Source organism: Clostridium sp. MF28 (genome assembly GCF_002969175.1).
In the GTDB taxonomy this organism is placed as follows: Bacteria; Bacillota; Clostridia; order Clostridiales; family Clostridiaceae; genus Clostridium; species Clostridium beijerinckii.
On sequence record NZ_CP014331.1, the window covers coordinates 3,802,702 to 3,821,231 of the forward strand.

The window sequence follows — 18,530 nt, forward strand, 5'->3', positions numbered from 1 at the left end:
GGTTACTTAAAAATGAAAAAGTGATAATATTATTAGTGATAGAAAAGCAAAAGAACCAGTGGGTTTAAAGCACTTTATAGAGTAATTATGAAATTTGAAATTTTTATTGTAAATGAGCAAAAGGAGATATAGAATGAAAAAATTAATATTAGCTAGTAATAATAAGAAAAAGATTAAAGAAATGAAAGAAATATTAAAAGAGATAGATATAGAAGTTAGATCATTGGAAGATGAGCGTATAAACATAGATGTAGTTGAAGATGGAAAAACATTTGAAGAGAATGCAAAAAAGAAAGCAAAGGAAATATATGAATATCTGTTGGAAAGAAAAGATAGTAATTTTATTGTATTAGCAGATGATTCGGGATTAGAAGTAAATTACTTAAATGGGGAGCCTGGAATTTATTCTGCTAGATATGCAGGGGAACATGGAAATGATTCAAAAAATAATGAAAAGCTTTTAAACAAGTTAAAAGGAGTTTTAAAAAGCAATAGAGGAGCTAAGTTTATTTGTCAATTAGCTATGTTTACAGATAAGGGGGAGTATTTTAAAGTTACAGGTGAAGTAGAAGGATATATTATAGAAGAACTACATGGAGATGGGGGATTTGGATATGATCCATTATTTTTCTACGAGCCATTAGATAAAACTTTTGCAGAGTTAACTTCAGAGGAGAAAAATGAAATAAGTCACAGAGGAAAGGCATTAAAGGAATTAAAAAAGGTAATTAATAAATTAATTTATTAGAAAGTTATTCCAGGTAAATAGGCTCTTTACTATATAAGAGTTAAATAAATAATAATGCAGGAGGAGAAATTAAATTATGTTAATTGCAGTTGTAAGTGATACACATAGGATGACTAAATATATTAATTTGGCTAAGAGGCTAATAAAGGATGCCGATATTTTGATACATTTAGGAGATAACATTGATGATGCAGAATTATTGGAAAATACTTTTAAAGGAAAAGTATATGTTGTTGCAGGTAATTGCGATTATTCAACTAAGTATCCAAAGGAATCTGTTATAGAAGTGAATGGAAAAAAGATATTTTTTACACATGGTGACCTATATGGGGTAAAGAGTTCTATGAATAATATCTATTATAGGGGAAGAGAATTAAATGCTGACATTGTGTTATTCGGTCATACACATCAGCAATTAGTAGAGAAAGAAGATGATATGATATTAATGAATCCAGGAAGTATATCATTACCTAAATTTAAAGGGAGATGTATAGGTTTTATAAACATCGATAATAATGGGGAAGTAGATGCATATTTAAAAGAAATTAGGGAATAATGATTAAATATTTAAATTTATTATGAAAAATTATAAAAAAGGTATTGACGAAACAGATTTGATATTGTAGAATAATCATTGTCGCTGAGAGATGAGTGACAAGTTGAAAAACTAGTTAAGATTCTCGGGGTGTGGCGCAGATGGGAGCGCGCGTGGTTTGGGACCATGAGGTCGCAGGTTCAATCCCTGTCACCCCGACCATTTAAAGATTAATATTTGCGGGTATCGTATATCGGTAATACTCCAGCCTTCCAAGCTGGAAAGGTGGGTTCGATTCCCACTACCCGCTCCATTAAAAATTATGATATTAATCAAAGTGGTTAAAAAAAGCCTTGACAAAGTTTGAAGGAACATGTAAAATAAAAAACGTTCCGAAGAAAAAGTTCTTGACAAGATTGCTTGAATAGAGTAAAATGAAAAAGTCTGAAAAGCAATTAAATATGCGTTTTTAGCTCAGCTGGATAGAGCAACGCCCTTCTAAGGCGTGGGCCAGGGGTTCGAATCCCTTAAAACGCACCATTAAATCGGGGTGTGGCGCAGATGGGAGCGCGCGTGGTTTGGGACCATGAGGTCGCAGGTTCAATCCCTGTCACCCCGACCATTTAAAAAATAAATATGCGGGTATCGTATATCGGTAATACTCCAGCCTTCCAAGCTGGAAAGGTGGGTTCGATTCCCACTACCCGCTCCATACAAATTTAATATTTGTAACATAATAAAAGATATGCGTTTTTAGCTCAGCTGGATAGAGCAACGCCCTTCTAAGGCGTGGGCCAGGGGTTCGAATCCCTTAAAACGCACCATTATGGTGAACGTAGTTCAGTTGGTAGAGCGCCAGTTTGTGGCACTGGTTGTCGTGGGTTCGAGTCCCATCGTTCACCCCATACAGGGATATCGCCAAGCGGTAAGGCAATGGACTTTGACTCCATTATTCGTAGGTTCAAATCCTGCTATCCCTGCCATTATTTTGGTTCACTAGCTCAGTCGGTAGAGCACATGACTTTTAATCATGGTGTCCCGGGTTCGATTCCCGGGTGAGCCACCAAATTCATAAAAATTTATGCAGGTGTGGCGGAATTGGCAGACGCACTAGACTTAGGATCTAGCGCCTAACGGTGTAAGAGTTCGACTCTCTTCATCTGCACCAAATGAGCGGAAATGACTCAACGGTAGAGTGCCACCTTGCCAAGGTGGAGGCTGCGGGTTCGAATCCCGTTTTCCGCTCCATTTATATAAGAATAAATGAATATGCGGGTATCGTATATCGGTAATACTCCAGCCTTCCAAGCTGGAAAGGTGGGTTCGATTCCCACTACCCGCTCCAATTATGCGTGATTAGCTCAGTTGGTAGAGCACCTGACTCTTAATCAGGGTGTCCAGGGTTCGAATCCCTGATGACGCACCAATAGTAAACTTATTATTTACTTAAAAATTTGGGATAACATGTAGTTCATTCCATTACAGGGATATCGCCAAGCGGTAAGGCAATGGACTTTGACTCCATTATTCGTAGGTTCAAATCCTGCTATCCCTGCCATTATTTTGGTTCACTAGCTCAGTCGGTAGAGCACATGACTTTTAATCATGGTGTCCCGGGTTCGATTCCCGGGTGAGCCACCAAATTTATAAAAAAACTTATGCAGGTGTGGCGGAATTGGCAGACGCACTAGACTTAGGATCTAGCGCCTAACGGTGTAAGAGTTCGACTCTCTTCATCTGCACCAAATGAGCGGAAATGACTCAACGGTAGAGTGCCACCTTGCCAAGGTGGAGGCTGCGGGTTCGAATCCCGTTTTCCGCTCCATTTATATAAAAATAAATAAATATGCGGGTATCGTATATCGGTAATACTCCAGCCTTCCAAGCTGGAAAGGTGGGTTCGATTCCCACTACCCGCTCCAAAAAACAACTGATTTCAGTTGTTTTTATTTATATAAAAATTAATATGCACTTGTAGTTCAGTTGGATAGAGCGTTGGACTTCGAATCCAGAAGTCGTGAGTTCGAATCTCACCAAGTGCACCATGAAATGAGTGATACCAACAGTTTAGTGTAAAACTAAATTGTTGGTATTTTGATTTTGCCCCCTTTTTTGCCCCTTATAAAATCGTTATAAAAAATACAGCCTTTAATCAGTCTGCATTGACATAAATAAATCATCTAATTTTGATGCTGCTATTACTTTCATACTTTCTAATACATGAGTATAGGTTCCAAGAGTAACGGATGTATCACTATGGCCAAGTAATTCTTGTACTGTCTTAGGTTTTTCACCAAGCTCAAAAAGCCTCGTGGCGTATGTATGGCGAAGATCATGAAATTTTCTAGGAGCAATTTTTCTATATTGATCTGTTTCATTATCATTAATAGAATTAATTACTTTATTGAATCTTTTTCTGATATTACCACTATCTAAATATTTTCCAAACTTTGTGCAAAATACGAGATTATTATCTTGATATAAATTTGCAAGTAGGGATTTTTGTTCTAATTGTTTAAATCTATATATTTTTAGTTGTTCTGTTAAGCTAGGAGGTATAGAGACCTTTCTAGTACTCTTAATTGTCTTTGGCGTTTGTATATTATCATCTTAGAATGTTCACGGCCCTCAGAAGAGACGTTAGCCACATATTTAGCGTTCTTGTTAACATCAATATAATGCCTATCAAAATTAATATCATTCCAGGTAAGTGCAAGTAATTCACCTTGCCTTAGACCACTATTGAGAGCAGTAATAAATAATATCTCTAATTCATGATTTTTAATTGCTTTTACAAATCTTTTTTGTTCATCTAATGTAAATGGTTGAACTTTATTAGCCTTATTTAGCTTGGTTTCTTCACTTTCTTTAGGAAGAACAATCGCACCAGTGAAATCTCTAATTAGTATACTATTATTAAAAGCATATCTGATACATGGAGATATTAACTTGTTAATCATTTTTAAACAATTTACAGAGTGGCCGTCTTTAACTAATTTATTATAATAACCTTGAACATCTGCTAAAGCTATATCTTTAATTTTGATATTTGAAAGAGGACTATTTTTTATATAGTTCCTATAAACACTTTCATACCTTTCCTTTGTAGATGGTTTTAAAGTTAAAAATCTCACTTCAAAAAGCCAATTAATAAAGAAAGTTTCAAAAGATTCTTTGGTATCTATTATGTTGTAATCAAGATCAGTCAGAAGATTTTTAATTTTTTCATCAAGATCTTTAACAGTTAAGGCATATAAGTCCTTTGGTGTAACTAAATTTTTATGCCTCATTCTATAAAAATAATATTCTTTTCCATTTTTAATTTTCTTTTTGTATATTGTTTTTGCCATAATATTAACTCCTTTTAAAAACATTAGTATTGAGTTAAATATAGTTTACACAACTAGTTATAATTTATTATAAATTTATGGAAATTTTCAATAGGTTATATTAACAAATGATTAAGTAATCAAACAAGCTATCTTTTCTTTCGATTTTAAGATATGGTTCAAAATAAATGAAATGGTTTTCTGATTCGGTGAAAATTCCATAGCGCTTCCTATAATTGCTAATAGCGTTTATTAAATGTTGTTCAGTAACATTTATATATTCGGCAATTTCAAATGAAGTGACTGCACCATATTCATAAGCTTTAATTAAATCTTCTATTTTAACAGTATGCTCATATCCCCATCTACGAGCTCTAATTTCTTGTTTTCTATTTGTTATTTCATTGGTATTTAAAAGATTCCCAGAGGAAGTTTCATGATGTCCAATTTCTTCACTTAGAATACATCTTTTCTCTACATCAGTAGTTGCTTTAAGATTAATTAGAATTTTATTATTTTTGTATACCCCTTTTAAATTTGCATACATATGCTTTTCTTTAACCTTAATGCCTCTTTCTTCAGCTTCAATTAATAAATCCTCATAAGTCATTCTATCATCCCTTATTATTAAATTTAATTCAATTAAATAAAGTAGCTTTGCAGTATTTCATTAAAAATTAAGATTTTAAATTTTAAAATTCCTCATTAAACAATATATCAATGTAGTCATTTAGCAATTTTAATTTTTGAGGAGTTAGGCTCTTTTCTTCTAAATGAGCAGCAACAGTATTAATTTGTTTTTGCTTTTCATTATTCAAGGAAATTTCTGATAAAGAGCTTGGCTCCGTTGAAGCTTTATCTTGAAAGATTTCATCAATGGATACACCTAGAGCATTAGCTATTTTTCCTAATAATTCAATACTTGGTTCCCTTTTATTATTTAATATATAGCTAATATGCGTTGGACTTACACCCACTATTTCTGCCAGTTTTTTAGCTGTAATTTTATTAATACTCATTAATTTCTTAATATTATTAGATAACACTTTAAACACCTCTTGAACTAATTGTTTATACTCATTATAAACTTACAGTTAATATTTAGCAATAATAAACTTCCAAAAAATGAGAGATAATTAGAAAAATAAGGATTGAATGTAAATTAAGGTGAAATTAGGTTAACTTTAAGTTCATATGAAACTTTATAATTAACTTAGAGTTCAATTATGATATAAACAACAAGTTAATATTTGGAAGGAGATAATCCATGAATAAAATTGACAAGCTAAGAAAAAGAAAAGCTCTAAGCTACAATGACATAGCAAAAGATGCAAAAGTATCAGCTCAATATGTATATCTTTTAGCTAAAGGAAAAAGAAGTAACCCAAGTTTGGAGATAATGAAGGGTATTGCTAATGCTTTAGATGAAAAGGTTGAGTATGTATTTAACATTAATTAAATAAATGTGGGGGATGACAGGGTATGGAGGAAAACGTAACTAAAATGGTAATAACACCAGTGGAATGTATAAAAGTTCTTGGATGCAGCAGGAGTATGATGTATGACAATTTATTAAGGAGAAAGGACTTTCCTTGTTTTAAGGTTGGAAAAAGAATTTTTATAAATAAAGAAAAGTTACAAAGCTGGATTGATAAGCAGTGTGAATATAAAAGAATTTGAAGTGTTTATATTTACGCATATTAAAACAAAATGATGTCCATGTGCATTGTTAACAAATTTAGAAAGAAGGGATTTAGAGTGATTAGAAAATTAGAAGGTTTAACAGCTAATGATTTAATTGAAATATTAAAAAACTATCCAAGGGATACGAAAGTATGTACCCCAATGCTAGGAGAAAATTTTCCTGTTAAACAAGTTGAAGAGTGTATTTATTACGATTTTGAAAATGGTAAAAGGGATCAAGAGCATAAGGGAATTTTAATAAAATCATAGGAATTATAAATGAGGGAGAAACGTGAATTTCAAAATCTTCAAATGTTATATCTATGTATGTACCTCAATTGGAATAAGTCCATGCTGGGATGGACTTGAAAGGTTTAGAAAATTTTATGTAAAGGAATGTGAGAACAATGGCAGATATTAAATGGATTAAATTAGCTACGTGCATGCCTGATGATGAAAAAATGAAGTTAATAGATGCAATGCCTGATAGGGATACAATTCATTATGTATGGATAAGAATACTCTTACTAGGTGGAAAGATCAATGCTAATGGAGAGATTTTTTTATCAGAGGGAAAGCCTCTTACTGCAAAGATGTTAGCTATATTATTTTCCAGACCAATAGATGCCATTAAACTTGCATTAAAAGTTTTATCTAGATTTGGCATGATTGAAATAGCGCCTGATAAAGTAATCAGAATTATAAACTGGGACAAGTATCAAAATATTGAGGGAATGGAAAGAGTCCGTGAGCAAAATAGAAAAAGGGCTGAGAATCATAGAGAAAAGAAAAAGCAGGAGAAGAAGGGTAGTAAAAGTGATGCTCAAGAAAGTTATGAAAGCGAAGTTTTAGAAGAAAGCATAACTTTGGATGAAAATGAGGAACTAGAAGAAACTAAGGATTTAGAAGAAAAGAAAGATTCAAAAGGTAATGATGTTTCAGGGGAAAATAAAGATCTAGATAAAAATAAACCATTAGAAAATATAGAAACTAGTGAAGAAGGCAATAATATTAGTACAGAAATTACTAATATTAATAAAGATATCAGTAATAGCATTATAAAAACTGCTGATAATAATTGTATTGTCAATAAAAATATTAGTAACGTTATGCAAAATAAAAATAACGTTACAGTAACGGAACAGAATAAGAAAGAGATAGAGAATAAGAAAAAGATTAAGAAAGAGAAAAAAGAAATAGATAAAGATAAAAATACAGAACGTACAAAGAGTATTTTTGATTTAAATAATAAAAGCTTAACTAATGGTGTAAATAATAAAAATTTAGCTTGTGATGAAGAAGTAAGTCAGTTTAGTCGTTTTGAGCAACATAATAATACTAAAAGTGAATCAGAAGAAGGGAAGGATATAAATATAAATCTTAAAGCAATGGAGCTTATGCATTATCATGAAAAAATAACAGGAAAACCAGGAGGGTGTGATTATGTTGTACTTGCATCAGCTATTGATATTTACGGAGAAAAATGGGTTAAGATGGCTATGGATATTGGGTTTCAAAGAAATTGTCCTGACATAAAATATGCAATAGGAGTATTGAAAAATTGGAGAAGAGATGGATATCCGGAAGATAATGTAGAGGTGAATAGAGATGGCTTTAGAAGCAATGGAAAGAGTATCACAGCAGATAAAAATGAATTTGCAGGATTCAAGCCAAAGGAACCACGAAAACTTACAGAAGCTGAAAGAAAGAGGATTGAAGCAAACCTCATATAAATGCGATAAATGTTGCGATACTGGATGGATATTAGTACCGCAGGAGCATATGCAGCCTCTTGCTATAGCCTGTGAATGCAGGAAAATAGAAAAACTAAAGAATGAGTGGAAGTATTCAGGAATAAATGTTGAACAAAGTAAACTTACGTTTTCTAGTTTTGAAGTTTGGAATAAAGCTTCTCAAAGGATGAAGGATACTGCGGCAGCTTATTGCACTGATTTTGATGAAATAAGAAATAATAGACGTAATAGTATTTTATTGTGTGGCCAGGTTGGGAGCGGTAAAACGCATTGTAGCATTGCTGTTGCATTAAATTTTTTAAAACAACACATTAAAGTAGTGTACATGCCTTATAGAGATGTAATCACAAAGATAAAACAAAATATGATTGATGAAGAATATTATACCAGGACCATTTCAAAGTATCAGTTATGTGAGGTCCTGCTTATTGATGACCTCTTCAAGGGAAAAATTAATGAAACAGATGTGAATATTATGTTTGAAATCATTAATTACAGGTATCTTAATTTTCTGCCTATTATAGTAAGCAGTGAATTTTCTATTGATAGATTACTTGCTTTTGATGAAGGGGTTGCCTCAAGAATATATGAAATGTCAAAAGATTATGTTGTTGAAATTGAGAAGGATATTAGGAATAACTATAGACTTAAGTAAGCTATAAGTTATTAATAAATTAATCTATATCAGAAAGGAAGTTATTTAAATGAAAACAGAAGGAATTATAAGAAATGTTGATCCATTAGGAAGAGTTGTAATACCAAAGGAAATGAGAAAAGTACTTGATATTAATGAAGGAGATCCAATTGAAATAGTTAAGGTTAATAATGGTATAGTGTTGAAGAAATATAGTAAGGGTTGCATATTTTGTGGAAGCGATAAAGATGTAAGTGAATTTAATAATTTGCCTGTTTGTAGTGGCTGTAGAAAGGCTTTAAGGCAGGATTAAAATGGACAGGCCGAAAAATTTACCTAACCGCCTGGAATGTGCATATTGTAGCAGGTGTCATAATCATGGTGGGGAATGCCAGGGTAAAAGCGTTAATAGGAATGAAGATGGCTGTCTCTACTTTATCATAGATGAAAAAGGCTGTATAAGAAATATAGATCAAAGTATACCTTTTAATCTATATAGTGATATTCCACCAGTTGGTATGTGGAGAGATGGATGGACTATATATAATCAAGATACTGAAATCAGAATAAATAAAATATATGCCTTAAGCTGGAATGAAAGAAAAGGTTTGCTTTATGTTAAATGTAACTTTGATTATTTTATTAATGAGTTTAGTGAGGATTATAAAAAAGAAACTAATAAGCCAAATCTAAGGGTTATTAAATAAGTTATATGAAAAATTGAATATTTGTATTATTGATTAAGTATTAAAAAAATAAAATTCTTAGGAAAGGAGATAAGAGAAATGGGTGGTTTAAGAATTTTTAAAGATGCAAGATTTGGAGAAATAAGATGGGTGAAGGTTAATAACAAGGATTATGCAGTTGGAATTGATATAGCAAGAGCATTAGGATATAAAAAGCCTAATGATGCAATTTCAAGGCATTGCAGGGGAGCCGTGAAACACGGAGTAGGGGTAGTAACTGGAAAGAGGAGAGATGGAACTGATGCTATCCAAATTGTAGAAATGAGTTTAATACCTGAAGGTGATATTTTTCGTCTAGCTGCGAAATCTGAATTACCAGGTGCAGAGAAATTTGAAGCATGGATTTTTGATGAGGTATTACCTTGTATAAGGAAAACAGGAATGTATGCAACAGATGAATTATTAGATAATCCAGATTTACTTATTGCTGCAGCTACTAAGTTAAAAGAAGAAAGAAAAGCAAGGCTTGAAGCTGAAAAGAAAGTAAAGTTACTAGAACCTAAAGGACAATTTTACGATGATGTTGCAGGATCCAAGGATAGTATTGAAATGGGACATGTTGCAAAGGTTCTTGGAATTAAGGGAATGGGAAGAAATAGTTTATTCTCTTTGCTTCGAGAAAAGAAGGTTTTAGACAAAAATAATATTCCTTATCAGCAGTATGTAGATTTAGGATACTTTAGAGTATTGGAGCAGAAATACTCAGTACCTAGTGGTGAGACTAAAATTAATATAAAAACAATGGTATTTCAAAAAGGGATAGATTTTATAATGAGAAAAATTAGAGAACAATGAATTATATATCTTATGAGGATGGTATATAAAAAAATGGAGATTTACCCTTTCAATCAGGACAAACCTCCATTTTTATTAAAAGACTAAGCCACCTCAAACTTAGTAACTTGTCTTTGAGTCAACTGAGCACCAGATTTTTTAACTAAATCGCCAGAATTAGTTTTGAAAATATTCTTGGAAATTATAGTTTCCATAAGTGCGTTGACTTCATCTTTAGTAAGAGTAGATTTAACACCGCTAACGCTTAAAGTAGTTTTTAAGCCAGCTTCAGTTAAAAAAGTCATAGCTAAAGTATATTCCATTTACTTTTCCCCCAATCTTAAAAATTTACATAAGATCATGATCCTAAGCATTTGCTAAAGTAGAAGATTCATTAATAAAGTAATCTCTAGTCTTAGCTTCCATAACGTCTTTTATTGCTTCAGCAACATCATAGACATTTTGAGGAGCAGCATCTGTTTTTACACCAGAAAAAGTCTTCTTACTGTAGATTGCGTCCCCGGCCTTATCAGTCCCACTTTGAACCTCGATGCTTAGGGATGCGGTTTCAATTGATTTAGTTACAGCCATGTGTTTTACCTCCTTCATTTTGTTTTCATAAAGGATATATGGATAAATGATTAATATTACATAAATAGATGAAAATTATTTGTTTTTTTATGAACAAAAGAACTAAAACAGATTGACGATATTGAAAGGATGAATATGAAAAGTGAATGTTTTATTGAAGGACAAATTAGTATATTTGATTTGCCTACTATAGAGATTATAAAACCAAAGGAAATTATTATTGAAAAGGAAAATAAAGAAATAGATAAGTTTGATAATATCATAAAATTATATTCACATAGCTGCAGAAGAATAGTAAAAACACTTAGTGGGGCATTATTAGTTGAATTGGATGATAAAACTTTATACTTTAATTCTAAGGGAATAAATGAATTTAATCTTTCTAGTAATGTTGAAATCATGCCTGGAGAAGAAATACTTATTGTGAATGTTGACAAGGAAATAAATGAAATACAAAAACTAAAGCTTGAAGATCTTAAGCCTAAGCAATATATAAAAAGAAAATGTGATGCTAATTTAATAATACCTGGAGAAAAAACTATAGTAATAAATCCTAAGGGATGGGTATTAGAGTATGAGCAAAAGCCAAGGTATCATGAAAATGAGATTTTTAATATGGAAGTTAATTTGCAGAAAGGTTATATAAATGATAACAATAATATAAAAGAACCAAGTGATATAGCAAGCATAGAATTTAAAGTTGATGATGAAGTTGCTATTGAATACCAGGGGATAAAAGCAATAGGTAATGTTGTTAGGATTTATAATAATGGAGAAACATTAAATGTTAAGTGGGATGGTAAAGAAACGGCCTTTTATTATAAGAATGTAAGAAAGGTAAAATTACTTTAAATGATTAAGCTTGTATAAATTATGCAATTATTAAGATAGAAAGAATTTAGGAGGATTTTATGGTTGATATAATAAATAATTTGTACAATTTAGCACTAGGATTATTAGCAGGATGTGTAATTCTATTAGCAGCAACAATTATTTACGTATTAGGAGTTATAAAGTATTGTAAAAAATACATAATTCTTAGTGAAGAATTAGAGAAGATAAAGATTAATAATATGGTCAAGAAAGAAAATAATTAGGTATTTAGAATGTAGCAGCATAATTAGTGTTGTTACATTTATTTTTTTATAGAAGTAGATAATTATTCCATGTGTGAAAAAATTGGATTATAATGGATTATATAGTCTAATAGATAGTGATACGTGTTCATTCCTATAATGTCTATAATGTGAACTTATCAAGTCTACTAGTAGAATATAGTTAATAACTAAAATGTAGTTTAAATTAAAATTAAGGATGATATAGGATGTATTTATATGTGATTTTGTATCTAAGTTTTAGTTAATAATATCACCTAATTTCATTAAAGGAGGAATTTAATTTGGATCTTTATAAATTATTTAATCCATTTCCTAAAGACGATAAATTAGTATATGGAAAGATAACGAATATAAATGTAAATAAAGAAGAAAAGAATGTAATTGTTAATATTACTTTGACAAATGATGAAATGTTAGAATTTGATGAAGATATTTATGGAAAAGAAGGATTGTTGAATAATATTATAAATTACTTTAATAACATGCAAGATGAATCTAGTGAGAATATAAAAAGAATATCAAAAAAATATAATTTAGAAAATAGTACAAATTGGGTTTTTAATATTGAGACATATAATATTAGTAAACACATGAGTTTGCTAAAGCAAACATTTGATAAATTCAAACCATATTTTTATGAATTAACTGTGACCATTACTGATAATGATATTTTTTGGAAATACCTGTGCATTTTAAAGTACTGTACAAGAACATTTCTATTTAAGCTTATAGGCATAAATTATATGCAATTAATATATGACTTACATGAAAACTTAGAGGATATTTATATAAACTTAGAAGATACATATAAAAATTTAGATGATATAAACGAGTGGTGGGATGACTTGTATAGTGGATATTGGCCACTTAAGCTTATATGTAATAAAGATATAAATAAACAAAGAAATGATATTATTGCGGGAAATGTTTTATTTAGTGCAAGTCCAATTAAGGTAAAGAATGCTATTATAAATATAGTTGATAATGATATAGATGCAAAATATAAATCAGATGTGATTGATAAAAAGAATAGACATATTTTTAATACTAAAAATAATGTAATTACTGATGATGTAAAAGATAAAAAAGTATTAGAGAATATGATGAATAGATATTGTCCTAAAAAAATAAATAAAATTAAATATACAATGTATTATGTCGGTCAAGGATTATGCTCGTATATTAATTTTAATCGAAATTTTGGAGTATTTTATGATATAGGATTCTCAGTAAGTGGAGAAAAAGATAAAAGTATTAACTTTGAGGTAGATGGTTCATATAAAAGGTACTACAATAATAAACCAAAAGCAATTATTTTATCACATTGGGATACTGACCATATACTGGGAATAGTTTATTGTAACCCAGAAATATATGATAGAATCTGGATTGCCCCAGATATTAATAATCTTAATAGTAATTCAGATTCAGCGCTGCGTCTTAGTAAATATTTAAGTTTAAGAGAAGAGATGAAGAATATAGGGGTAGTAAAATATAATAAAACATTATATTTAATTAGTGATAAATATAATGATAATATTGTTTATTGTAATAAATATATTAATATATATAAAGGAAAAGGAACTGCTACAAACGGGCATAGTACTAAACAAAATAACATAGGTTTAGTAGTGGAATTGACTATTAGAGATAAAAATTTATTATTAACTGGAGATGTAGATTATTTTAAAATGCCTTGTAAGCTTACAACGAGAAATTTTGATTATTTGCAAGTACCACATCATGGTGCAGATGTAGGGACACCAATATTTAAGCCTAAAGTAAAAAATGAATCAGTTGCAATGATTCCTGTAAGTGAAGTTAATAAATTTAAACATCCTTACTTAAATCATCTAGAAAAGTTAGAATATGATGGATTTGAGATTATTAGAGCTGATAAGTTTGAGGAAAGAAATAAATGTATCTGTAACGGAGATAAGGATAAGTTTGTAATTCATTTGTAATATTATAAATAAAAAGTTTATTTCTTAAAAGTTAGAAATAATTTAAATGTTACGATATGTATACGCATAAAGCAGAAATGTGTGAACAAGAGAGTTCCTACTTGAGAGCAAAATAGGAATAGAAAAGTTAAAACCTAATCTTAGATAACACTTTTAATTTATTTATTGAAAAACTTACTATTATATATGCCCATTAGGCTAATAATGGAGAGTTAGATAGATGTTTTATATATGTATCTCGATACATAAAATAAGCAATTGATTAAGGAGATGAAAATATGTTTTTTGGTGTACCAAGGGGACCTATTTTACAATATGCACATAGAGCAATAGACAAAAATAAATTTATATTTCCTATTACAGGATTGAAAATTGCTATAAATAGTATTGTAACAATAGGACTTATTGATTTTGTTGATAAAGAGTATTTAGTTAAAAATGTTATTGATAGTAGCTTAGCAATTAATCACGAATTTAATAAAAATTTTAAATTAGTAAGTACATTTGCCGTTGTAGACTTAAAGAGATATGGTAATTATAAAGGTCTTTGTAGAGATGGTAATAATTCATTAGCATTGCAATTGTTGAAGCAGACTATTGGTGGTATATACCTCAGTATATTTAATAAAACAACAAATGTTGATTGTGAAAAAAGAATTGTTATTAGTAACAAAGGAATACATGAAGTTGATGAAGGATTAAATCCATATATGGCAATTCACGATAACAAGTCTGAGATATATCCTAACACTGTTGATGAAATGTTAATTGCGACAACAAGTAATTTTGATATTACCAATATACCTAATGTTATTAAGATATTAAACAAACCACTCAAAGAAAAAAATGAATATGAAAAGAAAATTTGTAAAGTGTTGGAGGTTATATACAGCAATTTTAATGAATGTTATTCAAGAGAAAGAGTACTTAAATGGGCAATAATATTAAACTATATATTTAGAGGAGATAATAGTCAAAAAATAGAAAGTACTGACATAGGAAGAAAATTAAGAATAATATTTAATGTAATAGAAAAAAAAGAAATTTTAGAGCAGTTACCTAAACGTATAACATCTGAAGTTAAAAAAACTAAGAAGATTAGCGATATAATGATTGATATTTATTCAAGAATAAGAAATGACTTAATGCATGGCAAAATTGATTATTATACAGAGTATGCTATTTGTGATGCTAAAGATATAATCATATTAAAGGTCGTAGTAATGGAATTATTAAATATCATGGTCAAAGATGAATATTTAAGTAGTTGTACAAGTACTAATGAATTTAATAATTATGTAGAAAAAAAAGAAACTGAGAATATTGAAGCACATAAAAGTAGTAGGTAATTTCATAGTTAAATATTTTATATTTATTAATGATACTGAATATTATATAGTAAATCGAGTAAATTTGAATAAAATCTAACTTCTAGTTATTCATATACCTAGAAGTTACTAGATTGGAATTGGAAAGCAATATGTCCAGGCCTAAATACGTATATACTATAACATCATTGGAATATATTGTTGAATCTTGGAAGATAATTATTGAATGCATAAGAGCGAATTTTAGAATTAGAAAATATAAAAGGAAGTTAATGTTTTCTGCTACAACTTTACTTTAAATTTACTTCAAAACTCAAGGGCCAGAAAGAAACAATATGCAACACATTAAAGCTCCGCTTAAATCTATTGCATTGTTACTTTCTTCTCTGCTTATTTTAAATTCAGCTAAGTGACTTCAAGGCTTTGCCTTCAAGTCAAAGGAAGTAATAGACAAGCTTATTATTGTTCCTGCAATATTTATATAAAAGTATGTTGAGATTGTATAGATGCAGCTGCAAGTTATATCATTAAAGCTAGCCTATTACCTTGATTTTAACTCGCTTACGCTCAAACAAATGAAAAGAAGTACAAGCTATAAAAAGATATTTAAGCATTTTTTATAAGATCTATTCATCTAGTATAAATTAACTGAAAGTATCGTCTTATAGCTTGCACTTCTTATTGTTTTTGTGGCCTGCCGGCAGCAAGGAATAAATTTATTAAGGAGCACTGCGTGCTCCTTTGTGGCTCCACCAATACATAGTTTTTTGTTATTTTTCTACGTAAGTAAGTAGTTCTATATTAATATACATCCAATTGACTATAAATACCTATTGCTATATATACATTGGTTATTACTATATACGTATTTTCTAAAGGACATATTACTTTATTGAATAATTATCTGGGCGCTTTATCCATCACCCAAAAAAGAGACAGGTCATACAGCTAGAGCTTCTAAGTGCCTAAAAGTCTTTCGGCAAGCTCAAGCCTTTTATTCACTAAGAATCTCTACGCATTAGACTAGTCCTTTGTTTGGGTACCCGATGGAGCGCAAGAAGGCAAGTACACTTCGCTAGAATAACCCGTTGTCCCGAGAATGTCCAAGCTAAAATATTGAAGGCCATGAATTTTTATGGTCTTTTTGTGGTTATAAAGATTTTGAGAAATGAAGGTTTATTCCTTAATTTCAGTTGGTACACTTCGGGAAACGTTATTTAGCTAAATGTACATGCCTTCTTTGCTGTATTAAGGTTTCTTGATGAAGATGAAGAGGAAGGTGTTACGATGGTTTCTGGTGTATTGTGTTAATGGAGATAATGCTGCATTTTCAGATAAGAGTCTTTAGTGAAATTAGAGAATTGTACGGAAAAGTTAATGTTTCTCTCTTCAAGGTGGATGCTTTAAGTTTACTTCATAATTCTAACTTCAGAAAGAAACAATTCGTAATACCATGAAGCTCCGCTTCAACAAGCTATTACATTGTTACTTTCTTATGCAATTTATTTAAGTGCAGCTAGTGACTTCAAGGCTGCGCCTTAAAGCCTAAGATTATTGTTTCTATGTTTAATAAGGAATGCTAGTTTCTAGTGGGCATAAAGATTTATTCTAAAGTATTTAGTATATAGAAACCGCTAGTACATCAAGATTGTTGTAGCCTGCCGGCAGCAAGGAAGTAATAGGCTATGCCTATTACAAAATTATAACTCGCTGCGCTCGAACAAAGCTTTAGCTGGTGCTCCAATCTTATTATCTTTAGGTGCATATGCATATTTCTTTATTATATTAATGTCTTATATATGACTATATACAGTAATGGTATATATGTATTCTTAATAGGATAGGATTCTTTCATTGATAAATGTTTGGGTGCCTTATATACCACCAAAAAATGGACGGGTCATACAGCTACAGCTTCTAATATTGAAAAAGTCTTTTGGCAAGCTCAAGCCTTTTACAATATAAGAATCTGTACGAATTAGTCCATTGTTTGGGTTCCCGGTGGGGCGCAGACTTCGTGTCGTAGTGGTTCGTTCGTTTCACTCGTCATAGTTTTGTGGTTGATTTGGGGGCTTTCAGCGGACGGTTTGCGGGCGTGGAGGCTTGGACTTGCCATCAAGATGGCAGATCCATCTTGTACAAGTTTGCTAGTCCAATCAAAGGCTCGCTTGGCTTTCCGCTCGATGTGTCCTATAGCTAAAAATACCTTTGAATTATTAAAAGATGATGGTATTTTTAGCTAAAAGACACACCGTCGCTCCAATCCAGCTCACACTTTGATGGGACAGGCAAACTTGCACAAGAACGCCCCCAGTCACCCGCATTTTTGTTTTATCCAATAGTTTTATGAAGAAACAAGGCTTATATATGTTATCTTTTTTTCGAGTTGTGAGTTTAGATGTGTATTTAGACAAGAAAAAGAAACAATAATGAAAATAGATAAATATAAAGAGAAATAAATAAATTTAAAAAAAAATAACATAAACTATATTGAATTAAAAGCAAAATGGGTATATTCTATATTTAGAATAGAAATTATAAACAAGGAGTGGTATAAATGGAAGAAAATTATGTGAGAGAAAATGACATGTTAGAAGAAAAATATCAAAGTAATGATTATATTGTACTATTGCCATATTCGAGTGAATTAGTAAAAATAAATTCAGTAACGAGAGATGGAAACGTAAATTATTGTATTGGATATAGAGTCATAATAGCAGATTATCTAAAACGTACAGTATCAGAAAAATATCATGTAATAGTTAATTCGTTTAAAGTAAAAGTAAATCCAGATATCACAAATAATGATGATATACAAATAATTGGAAGAGATTCATATTATCTTTTTAGAGAGAGTCTTGAAAAGGAATTAAGAGGTCTTAATGAGATAACAGATAAAGTAAATAAGAACTTAAAAGAGATACGAGATGAACTGCAAAAAGAAAAGGAAGAAGATTATATATATAATGAGAGTATTAGAACGCAACAGAAGAATTTAGAAGAAATACGTGATGATATATTAGATGTAGCTAAAAAAACTGAAGAGGATGTTAAGAATAGATATGGTTACAGTGATTCGTTGAGTAAACACTATTCAGTAAGTCAAGGTTCGGAAACGATGGGAAGAAAAATAGCAGAAGTAAATACATTAGAAGAAGTTTGCGGAATTTTAAAAAATTTGGGGATAGATATTTCATTAGTAATATTACAAGGATTAACTCATAAGGTTTATTAATAAATAGCATCATTACACAAATATAAATTGTATTGGAGAAATATTAGTCTTGTGTACTTTATAACTGAGTAATAAATAAAAACAAAGGGGA

21 protein-coding genes and 19 tRNA genes are annotated in these 18,530 nt (G+C 30.5%); 34 read left to right on the top strand and 6 right to left on the bottom strand.

Going from position 1 to position 18,530, the window contains the following annotated elements:
* Nucleotides 1-133 precede the first annotated feature (133 nt).
* From AXY43_RS16595 to AXY43_RS16695, 21 genes are all read left to right on the top strand, one after another.
* Complete coding sequence (locus AXY43_RS16595; RefSeq protein ID WP_023976006.1) at nt 134-748, top strand: XTP/dITP diphosphatase; 615 nt, start codon at nt 134-136, stop codon at nt 746-748.
* Nucleotides 749-824: 76 nt separating this feature from the next.
* Entirely contained in the window at nt 825-1,304 is a 480-nt protein-coding gene (locus AXY43_RS16600; protein ID WP_023976005.1) for a metallophosphoesterase, read from the top strand.
* Between the two features lie 125 nt (nt 1,305-1,429).
* Nucleotides 1,430-1,505 (top strand) — tRNA-Pro (locus AXY43_RS16605).
* Nucleotides 1,506-1,522: 17 nt separating this feature from the next.
* A tRNA-Gly gene (locus AXY43_RS16610) sits at nt 1,523-1,596 on the top strand.
* A 150-nt stretch (nt 1,597-1,746) separates the two neighbouring features.
* A tRNA-Arg gene (locus AXY43_RS16615) sits at nt 1,747-1,823 on the top strand.
* A gap of 6 nt (nt 1,824-1,829) precedes the next feature.
* Nucleotides 1,830-1,905: transfer RNA gene (locus tag AXY43_RS16620), tRNA-Pro, on the top strand.
* 16 nt (nt 1,906-1,921) lie between these two features.
* Nucleotides 1,922-1,995: transfer RNA gene (locus AXY43_RS16625), tRNA-Gly, on the top strand.
* A 35-nt stretch (nt 1,996-2,030) separates the two neighbouring features.
* A tRNA-Arg gene (locus AXY43_RS16630) sits at nt 2,031-2,107 on the top strand.
* A 5-nt stretch (nt 2,108-2,112) separates the two neighbouring features.
* Nucleotides 2,113-2,188 (top strand) — tRNA-His (locus AXY43_RS16635).
* A 3-nt stretch (nt 2,189-2,191) separates the two neighbouring features.
* A tRNA-Gln gene (locus AXY43_RS16640) sits at nt 2,192-2,266 on the top strand.
* 7 nt (nt 2,267-2,273) lie between these two features.
* A tRNA-Lys gene (locus tag AXY43_RS16645) sits at nt 2,274-2,349 on the top strand.
* A gap of 17 nt (nt 2,350-2,366) precedes the next feature.
* Nucleotides 2,367-2,451 (top strand) — tRNA-Leu (locus AXY43_RS16650).
* Nucleotides 2,452-2,456: 5 nt separating this feature from the next.
* Nucleotides 2,457-2,531: transfer RNA gene (locus AXY43_RS16655), tRNA-Gly, on the top strand.
* 23 nt (nt 2,532-2,554) lie between these two features.
* Nucleotides 2,555-2,628, top strand: a tRNA-Gly gene (locus tag AXY43_RS16660).
* 5 nt (nt 2,629-2,633) lie between these two features.
* A tRNA-Lys gene (locus AXY43_RS16665) sits at nt 2,634-2,709 on the top strand.
* Between the two features lie 57 nt (nt 2,710-2,766).
* Nucleotides 2,767-2,841: transfer RNA gene (locus AXY43_RS16670), tRNA-Gln, on the top strand.
* A gap of 7 nt (nt 2,842-2,848) precedes the next feature.
* Nucleotides 2,849-2,924 (top strand) — tRNA-Lys (locus AXY43_RS16675).
* A gap of 19 nt (nt 2,925-2,943) precedes the next feature.
* Nucleotides 2,944-3,028, top strand: a tRNA-Leu gene (locus tag AXY43_RS16680).
* Between the two features lie 5 nt (nt 3,029-3,033).
* Nucleotides 3,034-3,108: transfer RNA gene (locus AXY43_RS16685), tRNA-Gly, on the top strand.
* A gap of 23 nt (nt 3,109-3,131) precedes the next feature.
* A tRNA-Gly gene (locus AXY43_RS16690) sits at nt 3,132-3,205 on the top strand.
* Nucleotides 3,206-3,251: 46 nt separating this feature from the next.
* Nucleotides 3,252-3,328, top strand: a tRNA-Arg gene (locus AXY43_RS16695).
* A gap of 103 nt (nt 3,329-3,431) precedes the next feature.
* Here the strand turns inward: AXY43_RS16695 and AXY43_RS28505 are convergent.
* From AXY43_RS28505 to AXY43_RS16710, 4 genes are all read right to left on the bottom strand, one after another.
* Nucleotides 3,432-3,884, bottom strand: a complete 453-nt coding sequence (locus AXY43_RS28505) for a site-specific integrase (protein WP_347501441.1) — start codon at nt 3,882-3,884, stop codon at nt 3,432-3,434.
* On the bottom strand, nt 3,827-4,633 hold the full coding sequence (locus tag AXY43_RS28510) for a tyrosine-type recombinase/integrase (RefSeq protein WP_278337369.1): 807 nt from the start codon (nt 4,631-4,633) through the stop codon (nt 3,827-3,829). The genes AXY43_RS28505 and AXY43_RS28510 overlap by 58 nt, the downstream gene beginning before the upstream one ends.
* 100 nt (nt 4,634-4,733) lie before the next feature.
* Nucleotides 4,734-5,222, bottom strand: coding sequence for an ImmA/IrrE family metallo-endopeptidase (locus AXY43_RS16705; RefSeq protein ID WP_105411833.1), 489 nt, complete (start codon nt 5,220-5,222; stop codon nt 4,734-4,736).
* Between the two features lie 82 nt (nt 5,223-5,304).
* The gene (locus tag AXY43_RS16710) at nt 5,305-5,658 is read right to left on the bottom strand and encodes a helix-turn-helix domain-containing protein (protein ID WP_206608188.1); all 354 of its coding nucleotides are present in this window, start codon (nt 5,656-5,658) and stop codon (nt 5,305-5,307) included.
* Nucleotides 5,659-5,879: 221 nt separating this feature from the next.
* Here AXY43_RS16710 and AXY43_RS16715 point away from each other — a divergent pair, with 221 nt between their 5' ends.
* The 8 genes from AXY43_RS16715 (at nt 5,880) to AXY43_RS16750 (ending at nt 10,224) form a co-directional block, all read left to right on the top strand.
* A complete protein-coding gene (locus tag AXY43_RS16715) occupies nt 5,880-6,071 on the top strand; it encodes a helix-turn-helix transcriptional regulator (RefSeq protein WP_105411834.1) in 192 nt (63 codons plus the stop codon).
* Between the two features lie 23 nt (nt 6,072-6,094).
* Complete coding sequence (locus tag AXY43_RS16720) at nt 6,095-6,292, top strand: helix-turn-helix domain-containing protein (protein ID WP_105411835.1); 198 nt, start codon at nt 6,095-6,097, stop codon at nt 6,290-6,292.
* A 78-nt stretch (nt 6,293-6,370) separates the two neighbouring features.
* Nucleotides 6,371-6,565, top strand: a complete 195-nt coding sequence (locus AXY43_RS16725) for a hypothetical protein (RefSeq protein WP_242986352.1) — start codon at nt 6,371-6,373, stop codon at nt 6,563-6,565.
* A 137-nt stretch (nt 6,566-6,702) separates the two neighbouring features.
* The gene (locus AXY43_RS16730; RefSeq protein ID WP_105411837.1) at nt 6,703-8,028 is read left to right on the top strand and encodes a phage replisome organizer N-terminal domain-containing protein; all 1,326 of its coding nucleotides are present in this window, start codon (nt 6,703-6,705) and stop codon (nt 8,026-8,028) included.
* Nucleotides 8,029-8,077: 49 nt separating this feature from the next.
* Nucleotides 8,078-8,704, top strand: a complete 627-nt coding sequence (locus AXY43_RS16735; RefSeq protein ID WP_105412516.1) for an ATP-binding protein — start codon at nt 8,078-8,080, stop codon at nt 8,702-8,704.
* A gap of 49 nt (nt 8,705-8,753) precedes the next feature.
* Complete coding sequence (locus tag AXY43_RS16740) at nt 8,754-8,996, top strand: AbrB/MazE/SpoVT family DNA-binding domain-containing protein (protein ID WP_105411838.1); 243 nt, start codon at nt 8,754-8,756, stop codon at nt 8,994-8,996.
* Between the two features lies 1 nt (nt 8,997).
* Nucleotides 8,998-9,390, top strand: coding sequence for a hypothetical protein (locus tag AXY43_RS16745; protein WP_105411839.1), 393 nt, complete (start codon nt 8,998-9,000; stop codon nt 9,388-9,390).
* A 78-nt stretch (nt 9,391-9,468) separates the two neighbouring features.
* Complete coding sequence (locus tag AXY43_RS16750) at nt 9,469-10,224, top strand: phage antirepressor KilAC domain-containing protein (protein WP_181246132.1); 756 nt, start codon at nt 9,469-9,471, stop codon at nt 10,222-10,224.
* 83 nt (nt 10,225-10,307) lie between these two features.
* Here the strand turns inward: AXY43_RS16750 and AXY43_RS16755 are convergent, their stop codons facing one another.
* Together AXY43_RS16755 and AXY43_RS16760 are read right to left on the bottom strand one after the other, a co-directional pair.
* A complete protein-coding gene (locus AXY43_RS16755) occupies nt 10,308-10,526 on the bottom strand; it encodes a DUF2922 domain-containing protein (protein WP_105411840.1) in 219 nt (72 codons plus the stop codon).
* Between the two features lie 43 nt (nt 10,527-10,569).
* A complete protein-coding gene (locus AXY43_RS16760) occupies nt 10,570-10,794 on the bottom strand; it encodes a DUF1659 domain-containing protein (RefSeq protein ID WP_105411841.1) in 225 nt (74 codons plus the stop codon).
* A gap of 135 nt (nt 10,795-10,929) precedes the next feature.
* Here AXY43_RS16760 and AXY43_RS16765 point away from each other — a divergent pair, with 135 nt between their 5' ends.
* The 5 genes from AXY43_RS16765 to AXY43_RS16785 all read left to right on the top strand — a co-directional run bounded on the left by AXY43_RS16765 (nt 10,930) and on the right by AXY43_RS16785 (nt 18,439).
* Entirely contained in the window at nt 10,930-11,646 is a 717-nt protein-coding gene (locus tag AXY43_RS16765; RefSeq protein WP_105411842.1) for a hypothetical protein, read from the top strand.
* A gap of 59 nt (nt 11,647-11,705) precedes the next feature.
* Entirely contained in the window at nt 11,706-11,891 is a 186-nt protein-coding gene (locus AXY43_RS16770; RefSeq protein WP_105411843.1) for a hypothetical protein, read from the top strand.
* A gap of 302 nt (nt 11,892-12,193) precedes the next feature.
* Entirely contained in the window at nt 12,194-13,876 is a 1,683-nt protein-coding gene (locus AXY43_RS16775) for a hypothetical protein (RefSeq protein WP_105411844.1), read from the top strand.
* A 278-nt stretch (nt 13,877-14,154) separates the two neighbouring features.
* Nucleotides 14,155-15,225: a hypothetical protein gene (locus AXY43_RS16780; protein WP_105411845.1), complete on the top strand. Its 1,071-nt coding sequence runs from the start codon at nt 14,155-14,157 to the stop codon at nt 15,223-15,225.
* Nucleotides 15,226-17,761: 2,536 nt separating this feature from the next.
* The gene (locus AXY43_RS16785; protein WP_105411846.1) at nt 17,762-18,439 is read left to right on the top strand and encodes a hypothetical protein; all 678 of its coding nucleotides are present in this window, start codon (nt 17,762-17,764) and stop codon (nt 18,437-18,439) included.
* Nucleotides 18,440-18,530 lie beyond the last annotated feature (91 nt).